The sequence below is a fragment of the Oryzihumus sp. genome, assembly GCF_036391795.1.
Classification (GTDB): Bacteria; Actinomycetota; Actinomycetes; order Actinomycetales; family Dermatophilaceae; genus Oryzihumus.
On sequence record NZ_DASVZH010000023.1, the window covers coordinates 1 to 11,707 of the forward strand.

General features: G+C 73.6%; 14 protein-coding genes. 8 read left to right on the forward strand and 6 right to left on the reverse strand.

Annotation, left to right across the window (positions count from 1 at the left end; genetic code table 11):
- Positions 1 to 318: aminotransferase class V-fold PLP-dependent enzyme (locus tag VF825_RS00925; protein ID WP_331109159.1), on the forward strand; the 318-nt coding region annotated here is incomplete at its 5' end.
- Positions 315 to 602: a sulfurtransferase TusA family protein gene (locus tag VF825_RS00930; RefSeq protein WP_331109161.1), complete on the forward strand. Its 288-nt coding sequence runs from the start codon at positions 315 to 317 to the stop codon at positions 600 to 602. The genes VF825_RS00925 and VF825_RS00930, both read left to right, overlap by 4 nt.
- Here VF825_RS00930 and aat read toward each other — a convergent pair.
- Both aat and VF825_RS00940 read right to left on the reverse strand, forming a co-directional pair.
- On the reverse strand, positions 582 to 1,256 hold the full coding sequence (gene aat / locus VF825_RS00935; protein ID WP_331109163.1) for a leucyl/phenylalanyl-tRNA--protein transferase: 675 nt from the start codon (positions 1,254 to 1,256) through the stop codon (positions 582 to 584). The genes VF825_RS00930 and aat overlap by 21 nt on opposite strands.
- A 57-nt stretch (positions 1,257 to 1,313) precedes the next feature.
- Positions 1,314 to 2,300 (reverse strand): carbohydrate kinase family protein, encoded by a 987-nt coding sequence (locus VF825_RS00940; protein ID WP_331109166.1) that lies wholly within the window; start codon positions 2,298 to 2,300, stop codon positions 1,314 to 1,316.
- A gap of 167 nt (positions 2,301 to 2,467) precedes the next feature.
- On the opposite strand from VF825_RS00940, the gene VF825_RS00945 reads away from it, so the two are divergent.
- Complete coding sequence (locus tag VF825_RS00945; RefSeq protein WP_331109168.1) at positions 2,468 to 2,665, forward strand: hypothetical protein; 198 nt, start codon at positions 2,468 to 2,470, stop codon at positions 2,663 to 2,665.
- A 106-nt stretch (positions 2,666 to 2,771) separates the two neighbouring features.
- Here VF825_RS00945 and VF825_RS00950 read toward each other — a convergent pair whose 3' ends face one another.
- On the reverse strand, positions 2,772 to 3,152 hold the full coding sequence (locus VF825_RS00950; protein ID WP_331109170.1) for an iron-sulfur cluster assembly accessory protein: 381 nt from the start codon (positions 3,150 to 3,152) through the stop codon (positions 2,772 to 2,774).
- Between the two features lie 108 nt (positions 3,153 to 3,260).
- Positions 3,261 to 4,427 carry a glycerate kinase gene (locus VF825_RS00955; protein WP_331109172.1) on the reverse strand — a complete coding sequence of 389 codons (1,167 nt, stop codon included), beginning with the start codon at positions 4,425 to 4,427 and terminating at the stop codon, positions 3,261 to 3,263.
- 345 nt (positions 4,428 to 4,772) lie between these two features.
- Here VF825_RS00955 and VF825_RS00960 point away from each other — a divergent pair, with 345 nt between their 5' ends.
- Positions 4,773 to 5,747, forward strand: coding sequence for a phosphotransferase enzyme family protein (locus VF825_RS00960; RefSeq protein WP_331109174.1), 975 nt, complete (start codon positions 4,773 to 4,775; stop codon positions 5,745 to 5,747).
- Here VF825_RS00960 and VF825_RS00965 read toward each other — a convergent pair.
- Entirely contained in the window at positions 5,737 to 6,486 is a 750-nt protein-coding gene (locus VF825_RS00965) for a maleylpyruvate isomerase N-terminal domain-containing protein (protein ID WP_331109176.1), read from the reverse strand. The genes VF825_RS00960 and VF825_RS00965 overlap by 11 nt on opposite strands.
- A gap of 67 nt (positions 6,487 to 6,553) precedes the next feature.
- Here VF825_RS00965 and VF825_RS00970 point away from each other — a divergent pair, with 67 nt between their 5' ends.
- Positions 6,554 to 6,853 (forward strand): DUF2087 domain-containing protein, encoded by a 300-nt coding sequence (locus VF825_RS00970; RefSeq protein WP_331109178.1) that lies wholly within the window; start codon positions 6,554 to 6,556, stop codon positions 6,851 to 6,853.
- Positions 6,854 to 6,944: 91 nt separating this feature from the next.
- Here VF825_RS00970 and glgA read toward each other — a convergent pair whose 3' ends face one another.
- Complete coding sequence (gene glgA, locus VF825_RS00975; protein WP_331109180.1) at positions 6,945 to 8,147, reverse strand: glycogen synthase; 1,203 nt, start codon at positions 8,145 to 8,147, stop codon at positions 6,945 to 6,947.
- Between the two features lie 62 nt (positions 8,148 to 8,209).
- On the opposite strand from glgA, the gene glgC reads away from it, so the two are divergent.
- From glgC to serB, 3 genes are read left to right on the forward strand one after another with little or no spacing between them, the layout of a single operon-like run.
- On the forward strand, positions 8,210 to 9,463 hold the full coding sequence (gene glgC, locus VF825_RS00980) for a glucose-1-phosphate adenylyltransferase (RefSeq protein ID WP_331109182.1): 1,254 nt from the start codon (positions 8,210 to 8,212) through the stop codon (positions 9,461 to 9,463).
- Complete coding sequence (locus tag VF825_RS00985; protein ID WP_331109184.1) at positions 9,460 to 10,281, forward strand: LLM class F420-dependent oxidoreductase; 822 nt, start codon at positions 9,460 to 9,462, stop codon at positions 10,279 to 10,281. The genes glgC and VF825_RS00985 overlap by 4 nt, the downstream gene beginning before the upstream one ends.
- Before the next feature lie 22 nt (positions 10,282 to 10,303).
- Entirely contained in the window at positions 10,304 to 11,527 is a 1,224-nt protein-coding gene (gene serB / locus VF825_RS00990) for a phosphoserine phosphatase SerB (RefSeq protein WP_331109186.1), read from the forward strand.
- Positions 11,528 to 11,707: the final 180 nt, after the last annotated feature.

Sequence of the window (11,707 nt, forward strand, 5' to 3'; positions counted from 1 at the left end):
GAGGTGGTCGGCGACCCGGTGGACCGGCTCCCCCACGTGGTGACGTTCTCCTGCCTCTACGTCGACGGCGAGGCCCTGGTCACCGAGCTGGACCGGCGCGGCTTCGCCGTCGCCTCCGGATCTGCGTGCACCGCCAGCACCCTGGAGCCGAGCCACGTCCTGGCCGCCATGGGGGTCCTCACCCACGGCAACGTGCGGGTCACCCTCCCGCTCGAGACGGTCGCCCCGGACCGGGCGGCCGACGTGGACCGGTTCTGCGGCGAGCTCGGCGACGCCGTGGCCACCGTCCGCGCCCAGCTGGGGGTGCAGGGCCTGTGAGCGACCGGGAGCCGGACCGCGTGGTCGAGGTCGACGCCCGGGGCCTGCGCTGCCCCCTGCCGGTGATCCGGTTGGCGACGGCCGCCCGGGACGCCGCTCCCGGCACGGTGGTCGTCGTCCTGGCCACCGACCCGGCCGCGCGGCACGACGTGCCCGCGTGGTGCCGGATGCGCGGGCACACGCTGGCCGAGGTGAGCGAGGCCACCGACGGCGGGCACACGGCATACCGGGTGGTGGTGGGCGTCGCGGCGGCGCCCGGGGAGTCAGGCGAAGGCGGCAGGTAGCGGCAGGGCCAGGGCTTCGGCGAGCCGGGCGACGTACTCCTCGCGCGGGATCTCGCGGATCCCCAGGGACTGCAGGTGCGGCGTGGACCACTGCACGTCGATGACCCGGGCCGGGTCGCCGTCGGCGAAGGCGCGCTCGGCCAGGGCCACGAGCGCGACCTTCGAGGCGTCCGTGGCGTGGTGGAACATCGACTCCCCCGCGAACAGGCCGCCGACGGCCAGGCCGTAGAGGCCGCCGACCAGCTCCCCGTCCAGCCAGGTCTCGACCGAGTGCGCCCAGCCCAGCTCGTGCAGGGCGGAGTAGGCACGCACCACCGCCGGGGTGATCCAGCGGCCGTCCCGGCGCGGGTCGGCGCACGCGTGCATGACGGCGGTGAAGGCGGTGTCGACGCGCACCTCGAACCGGCGGCAGGACTTGCGCAGGGACCTGCTGACCTTGAGGTCGCCGGGCAGCAGCACGCCGCGCGGGTCCGGCGACCACCAGCCGATGGGCCCGCGGCCGTGCCGGCCCAGCCCCATCGGGAACAGGCCGGCCCGGTAGGCCCGCAGCAGGGTGCCCGGCTCGAGGTCCGCGCCGACCCCGACGAGGTCCTCCTCGGGCTGGGCCTGGCTCAGGTCGAGCTGCCAGCGGGACGGCTCGGGCTCGACCGGCATGGAGTCAGCCTAGGGTCGCGGGGGCGGTGGCGCGGGACGACAGTCGCGGCAGCCCGGTCAGGGTCGGGGGCAGACCAGGTGCGGCTCGACCTCGGCGGCCGCCTCGGACCCGTAGGCCTCGGTGAACCGCTGCAGGAAGCGCGCCCGGCCCAGCTCGTACTCCTGGGTGCCGACCGTCTCGATGACGTAGGTCGCCAGCATCGAGCCGAGCTCGGCGCACCGCCGGTGCCCCAGCCCCCACGCCAGGCCGGTGAGGAACCCGGCGCGGAACGCGTCGCCGACACCGGTCGGGTCGGCCTTGCGGACCTCGCGCGCCACGTGGACCTCGATCGGCTCCTCGCCGGCGGTCTCGACGACGACGCCGTCCTTGCCCCTGGTGGTGACCCGGGTGCGCACCCGCTCGGCGATCTCGCCGGCGCTCCAGCCGGTCTTCTTCTCGGTGAGCGCGGCTTCGTACTCGTTGGTGAACAGGTAGGCGGCGCCGTCGATGAGGGCGCGGATGGAGTCGCCCTCCATCCAGGCCAGCTGCTGGGAGGGGTCGGCGGCGAAGGCCAGGCCGCGGGTGCGGCACTCGGCGGTGTGCCGCAGCATCGCCTCGGGGTCGTTCGGGCCGATGAGGACGAGGTCCAGACCGCCCATGCGGCGGTGGATCGGGCCGAGCTCGATCTCGCGGGCCTCGCTCATGGCGCCGGCGTAGAACGTGGCGATCTGCGCCATGTCGGAGTCGGTCGTGCACACGAAGCGCGCCGTGTGGTGCACCTCGGAGACGTGCACCGAGTCGCAGTCGACGCCGTGGCGCTCCAGCCAGGAGCGGTAGTCGACGAAGTCCTCGCCGACCGCCCCGACGAGCAGCGGCCGCTGGCCGAGGTTGGCCATGCCGAACGCGATGTTGGCCGCCACGCCCCCGCGCCGGACCTGCAGGTCCTCCGCGAGGAAGGACAGCGAGATCTTGTCGAGCTGGTCGACCACGAGGGAGTCGGAGAACCGCCCCGTGAAGGTCATGAGGTGGTCGGTGGCGATGGACCCGGTGACAGCGATACGCACCCCGGCAACCTACCTGTTGGCGGCCGGCACGTCGCCCGGCGCCCACCCCACGGTCCCTCGCCTGGTCCCCCCTCGCGTTCCCACTCCGGCAGGAATTCCGGTTACCCACGGGTGTTACCCGGTGGTACCGGTGTGTCCGGGCGCCCACCGGCCCTAGCGTGGTTGGCATGACGATTCCCGTGCAGCACCCCGGCCCCCGCGAGGGCTTCGACGAGGGCAACGTCGCCGAGATGGCCGAGGAGTCCCGTGAGGTCCACCTCGACATTGTCGAGCGTCGCCCGTGGGGCCTGCCCTCCCACCGCGACATCACCGTCCCCGACGACGCCTCCGCCCTGATCGACGGCTACGAGGGCTACGGCTCCTGACGAGCCCCCTCCCCCGCCGCTGAGGCGGGCCCGGAACGCGACGTGGCCGGCATACCGATGAGGTATGCCGGCCACGGTGGCGTCGGGGGTGGGTCCCCCGCGCGACTCAGCTGAAGGAGTCGCCGCAGGCGCAGGAGCTGCCCGCGTTGGGGTTGTCGATCGTGAAGCCCTGCTTCTCGATGGTGTCGGCGAAGTCGATCGTCGCGCCGTCGAGGTAGGGGGCGCTCATCCGGTCGACGACGACCTCGACCCCGCCGAAGTCGCGGAACAGGTCACCGTCGAGGGTGCGCTCGTCGAAGTAGAGCTGGTAGATCAGGCCGGAGCAGCCACCGGGCTGCACGCCCACGCGCAGGCGCAGGTCGTCACGACCCTCCTGCTCGAGCAGGCTCTTGACCTTGGCAGCGGCGACGTCGGTCAGCAGCACGCCGTGCGCGGCCTCGGCCTCGGTGGCGGTGGTCTGAGCCTGCGTGTCGTCCTGAACACTCATGAGACGCGTCCTTCATGTCGTCGGTCGTGGGTCGGTCCAGCAGTGCCAACCCGCGAAGACCGGGATGTGTTCCCGGCGCTCCAAGCGTACGTCCTCAGGCCGCGGCGTCTACCCGCGGCGCGGCGACCAGGTGGCCGCGACCCGGGTGGTGCGTGCGGCGAGGGTGCCGGCGGGGTCCGCCAGCGCCGCAGGGACCTGCTCGGGCCGGTCCGCCACGGCGTAGGTGCCGCTGATGCCCAGGGCCATCGACTCGCGCCGCCCGACGAGGGCCTGTCCGGCCACGACCACGGTCGGCACCGCGACGGCCAGGGCCGCCTCGGCGACCCCGGCGACGACCTTGCCGCGCAGGCTCTGCCAGTCGAAGGTGCCCTCGCCGGTGACGAGCAGGTCGGCGGCGCGGACCCGTTCGGCGAAGCCCACCGCAGACAGCACCGCCTCGACCCCGCTGACCCGGCGGCCGCCGAGCAGCATCAGCCCGTAGCCCAGCCCTCCGGCGGCGCCCGCGCCGGGCTCACGGTCCAGGCGCAGCAGCGCGCCGGTGAGCAGGTCCTTGCGTGGCGGCAGGGCGCGGCCGACGACCTCGGTGAACCGGCCGAGCGCCGCCTCGAGCTGCTGGGCGAGCTCGGGGGTGGCGCCCTTCTGCGGGGCGAAGGAGGCGCTGGCGCCGTGGAAGCCGAGCAGCGGCACGTCCACGTCGGTGGCGATGACCAGGTCGACCGCCGCGAGTCGGGCGCGGGCCTCGTCCAGGCCGGCCAGGCCGTCGTCGCCGAGCCCGGCGAGGGCGAGGCCCCCCGCGGACAGGGTCTCCGGGTCGCCGACACCGAGCGCGGCGAGCAGGCCGGCGCCGGCGTCGTTGGTGCCGCTGCCACCGAGTCCGACCACGATCCGGGTGGCACCCTCGGCGAGGGCAGCGTCGAGGAGCTGACCCACGCCATACGTGCTGGTGACGGCCGGGTCACGCTCGTCCGCGGCGAGAAGGTGCAGACCACAGGCCTGCGCCGACTCCAGGTATGCCGTGCGGCCGGCCGCCTCCTCGACGAGCAGGATCGCGGCGGGCACCTCCCGGCCGAGCGGGTCCTGCACGGTCACGGCCACGGTGGTGCCGCCGAGGGCCCGCTGGAGCACGTCGAGGAAGCCCGGGCCGCCGTCCGAGAGCGGGAGCAGGGTCAGCTCGTCATCGGGTGCGTGGGCGCGCCAGCCGTCGGCCATCGCCTCGGCGGCCTGGCTGGCGGAGAGGGTGCCGGTGAAGCAGTCGGGGGCGATGAGGACGCGCACGCGGTCATGGTGTCAGGGCCGGGGCAGGGCGGCGGGACCGGGCCGCGGCGAGGCCGACGACCACGACGACGAGCCCGGCGAGCTGGGCGAGGGCGCTGAGGACCAGGCCGAGCGGCACGGTCAGCAGGGCGGTGACGGCGCCGGCGAGCAGGGCGGCACCGCGGTCGAGGCCCAGCAGCCGGACGGCGTCGGTTCGCGCGCCCTGCAGGCGCCCTACTCGGGCCCGTTATCCGGCCAGCCGGGCACCGGTCCGTGCTCGCTCGACCGACGTCACGGCCTGTTGACCCTGCCAGGCCACCGAAATGCTCGCGACGACGGTCCGGCGGTCCTGCCACGATTCCGGCCGTGACGAGCGCCCTGCTGACCGACGCGTTGCGCCACTGGGACCTGCCGCCGGTCGAGTCGGCCGAGCAGATGACCGGCGGCGCCAACAACACCCTGATCGTGGTCCACGCCGGCGGTCGGTCGTGGGTGCTGCGCCGCTACGGGAACCTGCCCGCTGACCGGGTGCTCGCCGAGCACCGGCTGCTGGCGCGCGTGTCCGACCTCGGCCTGCCGTTCGCTGTCCCCTCCCCCGTCCCGGCCCGGGACGGGGCGACGGTCGTGGACGACCCCGGCGGTGCGCTGGCCCTGTTCCGGCACCTGCCGGGCCGGCCGTTGCGGCGGGACGAGCCAGGCACCGCCGTGCTGGCGGGCAGGGCGCTGGCGCAGCTCGACGCCGCCCTGGCGGAGGTCCCGTTGGCGCTGGCCCCTGTGGACTGGCGCGGGGCCGCCCTCGGCCAGGTCCATGCCGCCGTCGACGACGCGGCCGTCCTGGCCGACGAGCTCTCCGCCGTGATGCCCGGCCACGACGGGCCGGACTGGCTGCGGTCGACGCATGAGCGGGCCGACGCGGTGGCTGCCGACCTCGCCCGGGCGCTCCCGGCCCAGGTGATCCACGGCGACATGGCCCCGGCCAACCTTCTGGTCGAGGGCGGCCGGGTCACCGCGGTGCTCGACTTCGAGATCGCCGGCGCAGACCTGCGCGCCACGGACCTTGCCGCGGGCCTGCTGCAATGCACCGGCTGGCCGGAGGACCGCGACTCGGCGGAGCGGGTCGGCCCCTTCCTGCGCGCCTACCTGGACGTGCTGCCCCTGACCCCCGCCGAGCTGGACGCCGTGCCCGACCTGCTGCGGCTGCGGGCACTCGGCTCGCTCGTCTGGCGGGCCGGGCGCTGGAGGCTTGGTCAGTCGACGCTGGAGGAGGTCCGCGAGCGGCTCGACGCCGGGCTGGCGCTGGAGGCGGCGTTGCCCGGGTGGGCGGAGCTGCTCAGGGCGTGAGCTCGGCGGCGAGGAGCCGGGACGCTGCCTGCTCGTCGCCCGTCACCGCGAACCGGTCCCGCGGCGCCCGGTTCCACAGGGCCAGATACGTGTATGCCGCGTCGCCCGTGAGCCTCGCAACGGCCCCCTGGGTGCCGGTCCGCGTGTGCAGGCGGCCGTCGACCAGCTGCACGGTCCACGACCGGCCCGCGTCCGGGCACACGAACGCGACCGGCTCGGGCACCCGGATCACGGTCTCGGGAGCGTGCTGGCGCCGACGGACCAGGGTGCGCGGCATGAGCACCGTTAGCACCTCCTCGACCCCGTCGGCGGCGAGCGCCGGGCCGACCCCCTCGACGCCGGCCTCGTGGGTCGCTCCGCCCGCCTGCTCCACGTCGACCCGGTGGATGGTCGTCTCGTGCACCTGGCGGCGACGCCAGAAGGCCGCGGTCGCGTTGCCCTCCTCGAACGTCCACGCCGGTGTGGCGGGGTCGACCCCCGCCAGGGCGTCGAGAAGCGTCGCCGCGCACCCGGCATACCAGTCGGACAAGGGCTGGCCGCCGCGGGCGCGGACGGGGTGGTCCCACCCGGGGAACTCGGTGGTGGCCAGGCAGGTCGCTGCCCAGAGGTGGACCCCGCCGAGGTGCTCGGCGACGTCGGCGACGGTCCACGCACCGCAGGCGGGCGCCGTGGCGCCCGGGTCGGCGTCGGCGAGGGCGAACTGCATGCGGGCAACGGCGTCGCGCAGGGCGTCGGGCATGACGCGAACCTAGCCGAGCGGCCCGACAGCCGACCGCGAAAGCGTTGGCGCTGCTAGCGTCCCGGGCATGGACAACCCTCTGCTCCAGGACGCCCTGGCCCAGCAGGAGGCGGTGCTGCGGACATTCGTCGACGCCGACGGACGGATCTCGCAGATGCCGGCCAAGCGGGTCAAGCGCCTCGCGCTGCTCGACCACGTGGCCGGGTCGTTCGAGGTGGGACGCAAGTACACCGAGAAGGAGGTCACGGCGGTGCTCAAGCGGCTCCACCACGACCACGCGGCCCTGAGGCGCTACCTCGTCGACGAGGGGTTCCTGACCCGCGACCACGGCATCTACTGGCGCAGCGGCGGCACCGTCGACCTCTGACCTGCGCTGGCCTCACGACGGGTGTGGTGGCAGCGGTGGTGGTGGCGAAGGTGCAGTGGTCACTGCACCTGCGCCACCACCATCGCCACCGTCATCTCGCGAGGACGGACTGGTAGACGGCCAGCGTCTGGTCGCCGATCGAGGACCAGGAGAAGTGCTCGACGGCGCGCTGGCGCCCGGCCCGGCCGAACGCCGCCGCCCGCGCTGGGTCGGACACGGCCTCGGTGAGCGCGGCGGCCAGGTCGGCGACGAACCGGTCCGGGTCGACGGGCACACCACTGCCGTCGTCGACCTGCTCGATCGGCACCAGCCAGCCGGTCTCCCCGTCCACCACCACCTCGGGGATGCCGCCGGTGGCGGTGGCGACCACAGCGGTCTCGCAGGCCATCGCCTCGAGGTTGACGATCCCGAGCGGCTCGTAGACCGACGGGCAGGCGAACACGGTCGCCGCGGTGAGCAGGGCCACGACCTCGCTGCGCGGCAGCATCTCGGCGATCATCACCACGCCGGTGCGGGTGCGCCGCAGCGTCTCGAGCAGGTCCTCGACCTCGTGCTGGATCTCCGGGGTGTCCGGGGCGCCGGCGCAGAGCACCACCTGGACCTCCGGCGGCAGCGACGCGCATGCGCGCATGAGGTAGGGCAGCCCCTTCTGCCGCGTGATCCGCCCGACGAAGAGGACCGACGGCTTGTCGGGGTCCACACCGTGCTTGCGCACCACGTCGCGGGCCAGGTCGGTGGTGTCCGGCTTCCACAGCTCGGAGTCGATCCCGTTGTGCACCACGTGCACCCGGGCCGGGTCGACCGACGGGTAGCTCTTGAGCACGTCCGCCTTCATGCCCGCACTGACGGCGACCACCGCGGCGGCAGACTCGTAGGCGACGCGCTCGGCGAAGGAGGACACGGCATACCCGCCACCGAGCTGCTCGGCCTTCCACGGCCGCAGCGGCTCCAGGCTGTGCGCCGTGACGACGTGGGGCACCCCGGCCAGCAGCGAGGCGAGGTGGCCGCCCATGTTGGCGTACCAGGTGTGGGAGTGGACCAGGTCGGCGCCGACGCAGTCGCTGGCCATGGCCAGGTCGACACCGAGGGTGCGGATCGCCGGGTTGGCACCCCCGAGCTCGGGCAGCTCGGCGTAGCCGAAGGTGCCCGGCTCGTCACGCGGCGGGCCGAAGCACCGGACCTTGACGTCGATGTCCCCCCGCGAGCGCAGCGCGCGCACGAGCTCGGACACGTGGACCCCGGCGCCCCCATAGATCTGCGGCGGGTACTCCTTGCTGAGGATGTCGACTCGCACGCTGACAACGTAGCCCCGGGACGGGGTCGCCGCGAGGGCCCGGCGGCCGTATGGTCGGGCCCATGACGAAGCGGTCGGGTCACCCCAAGGTCCTTGCGATCGTCCTGGCTGGTGGGGAGGGCAAGCGGCTGATGCCGCTCACGGCCGACCGGGCCAAGCCCGCAGTGCCCTTCGGCGGCATCTACCGCCTCATCGACTTCGCGCTGTCGAACGTCGTCAACAGCGGCTACCTCAAGATCGTCGTGCTGACGCAGTACAAGTCGCACAGCCTCGACCGGCACATCACCAAGACGTGGCGCATGTCCAACCTGCTGGGCAACTACATCACCCCGGTCCCGGCCCAGCAGCGCATCGGCAAGCAGTGGTTCCTCGGCAGTGCCGACGCGATCTACCAGAGCCTCAACCTCATCCACGACGAGCAGCCCGACATCGTCGTCGTGGTGGGCGCCGACCACGTCTACCGCATGGACTTCAGCCACATGGTCGAGCAGCACATCGAGACCGGCGCCGGCGTCACGGTCGCGGCGATCCGCCAGCCCATCGCCCTGGCCGACCAGTTCGGCGTGATCGAGGTCGAGAGCGCCGACCCGCGCCGCATCAAGGCCTTCCGCGAGAAGCCCACCGACGCGGTGGGCCTGCCGGACTCCCCCGACGAGGTGCTGGCCTCGATGGGCAACTACGTCTTCGACGCCGACGTCCTCGTCGACGCGGTGACCCGCGACGCCGGGCGCGAGGGCAGCAAGCGCGACATGGGCGGCGACATCGTGCCGGACTTCGTCGGCCGGGGCTCGGCGTGGGTCTACGACTTCAAGGACAACCCGATGCCGGGCTCCACCCCGCGCGACCACGGCTACTGGCGCGACGTCGGGACGATCGACTCCTACTATGAAGCCCACATGGACCTCGTCTCGATCCACCCGGTCTTCAACCTCTACAACTACGAGTGGCCGATCTTCACCGACTACGGCCCGTTCCCGCCGGCGAAGTTCGTCCACGGGTCCAAGGGCCGCGTCGGCGAGGCCGTGCAGTCGGCCGTCTCCCCCGGCGTCGTCGTCTCCGGCGCCAAGGTCGTCAACTCGGTCCTGTCGCCCCAGGTCCACATCCACAGCTACGCCACGATCACCGACAGCGTCCTGCTCGACGGGGTCGAGGTGCACCGCAACGCCACCATCCGCCGCGCGATCATCGACAAGTTCGTCGTCGTGCCCGAGGGCGTCAGCATCGGGGTCGACCACGACGAGGACCGCCGCCGCGGCTTCGTCGTGACCGAGTCCGGCATCGTCGTCGTCGGCAAGTACCAGGAGATCCCCACGTGACCGACCCCGTCACCACCACGTCCGTCGCCGCCACCGACCCCCGCCCCGCCCGGGTCGGGGTGCAGCTCCAGCCGCAGCACGCCGACTACGCCGAGATCCGCCGGGCGGTCGCCGAGGCCGAGGAGATCGGCGCCGACGTCGTCTTCAACTGGGACCACTTCTACCCGCTCTACGGTGAGCCTGAGGGCAAGCACTTCGAGTGCTGGACCATGCTCGGCTCGTGGGCGGAGGCCACCGAGCGCGTCGAGATCGGCGCGCTGGTGACCTGCAACTCCTACCGCAACCCGCAGCTGCTGGCCGACATGGCCCGCACCGTCGACCACATCAGCGACGGCCGCCTCATCCTCGGCATCGGCTCGGGCTGGTTCGAGAAGGACTACGACGAGTACGGCTACGAGTTCGGCACCGCCGGCGGCCGGCTCGACGCCCTCGACCGCGACCTGCCGCTGATCGCCGATCGCCTCGGCCGGCTCAACCCCGCGCCCACCCGTGACATCCCGGTCCTCGTCGGGGGTGGCGGCGAGCGCAAGACGTTGCGGATCGTCGCCGAGCACGCCGACATCTGGCACGGCTTCGGCGACGCGGCCACCGTCGCGCACAAGCACGAGGTGCTCGACCAGTGGTGCGACAAGGCCGGCCGCGACCCGCTCGCCATCGAGCGGTCCGCCGGGGTCAGCGCCCAGCACCCGGACAGCAGCGCCGAGAGCCTGTATGCCGTGGGCACGCGCCTGTTCACCGTCGGCATCGGCGGCCCGCGCTACGACCTGGCGCCGCTGCGCGACCTGGTCGCATGGCGAGACCAGAAGAACGCAGGCTGAGACGCGTCGCTAGCCTTGCCGGGTGTCCGAGACCGCGCCCAGCACCCTGCTCGTCACCGTCTCCGGTGACGACCGACCAGGGGTCACGAGTGCCCTGTTCGACGCCATCGCCGACGTGGGCGCCGAGGTGCTCGACCTCGAGCAGGTCGTCGTCCGCGGGCACCTGACGCTGGCCCTGCTGCTGGCGGCCGGCCCCCACGACGAGCGCCTGCGCTCGGTGGTCACCGACGTGGCCGGCGAGCTCGGGATGCAGGTGGCCGTCGCCGGTGGCGTGGGCGACAACGCGCCGCGCCGTGGTGGCCGCGCTGCGGTCGTCGTGCTCGGGGCGCCCCTGCTGGCCAGCGCGGTCGCGGCGGTCACCGCCCGGATCGCCGCCCACGGGGCGAACATCGACCGCATCCGGCGGCTGTCGCGCTACCCCGTGACGACGGTCGAGTTCGACATCTCCGGCGCCGACGTGGCGGCGCTGCGCCGGGAGCTGGCCATCGAGGCCGCGGTCCGTGGCGTGGACATCGCCGTCTCCCCCAGCGGCCTGGCCCGCCGGGGCCGGCGCCTGGTCGTCATGGACGTCGACTCCACCCTCATCCAGGACGAGGTCATCGAGCTGCTCGCCGCCCACGCCGGCCGCGGGCAGGAGGTCGCCGAGGTCACCGCCGCCGCCATGCGCGGCGAGCTCGACTTCGCCGAGAGCCTGCGCGCCCGCACCAAGGCGCTGGCCGGCCTGCCCGAGAGCGTCCTCGACGAGGTGCGCGCGGCCGTCCGGCTCACCGCCGGCGCCCGCACCCTCGTGCGCACCCTGAAGCGACTCGGCTTCACCGTCGCCGTGGTCTCCGGCGGGTTCATCGAGGTGGTCGGCCCGCTCGCCGAGGAGCTCGGCATCGACCACGCCCAAGCCAACCGGCTCGAGGTGGTCGACGGCGTGCTCACGGGCAACGTGGTCGGCGAGATCGTCGACCGCGGGGGCAAGGCCGAGGCGCTGCGACGATTCGCCGCGCAGGAGCGGCTGCCACTGTCCCGCACCGTGGCCATCGGCGACGGCGCCAACGACCTCGACATGCTCGCCGCCGCCGGGCTCGGGATCGCCTTCAACGCCAAGCCGATCGTGCGCGAGCAGGCCGACACCGCGGTGAACGTGCCCTACCTCGACGCCGTGCTGTACCTGCTCGGCATCTCCCGCGAGGAGGTCGAGGACGCGGACGAGGCGGACGGCGCGCCGACACCCGCTCCCGCGCTACCTCCCCGCTGATCCTAGGCTGGCGCAATGGCACCCACCCCACGCACGCTGCTGATCATCGGCGGCGCCGAGGACAGGCTCGGACGGGCGACCGTGTTGCGGCGTTTCGTGCGCCTCGCCGGCGGCCGGAGCGCCAGGGTCGTCGTGATCCCCACCGCGTCCTCGATCGCGGACGAGGCCGTCGAGGCCTAC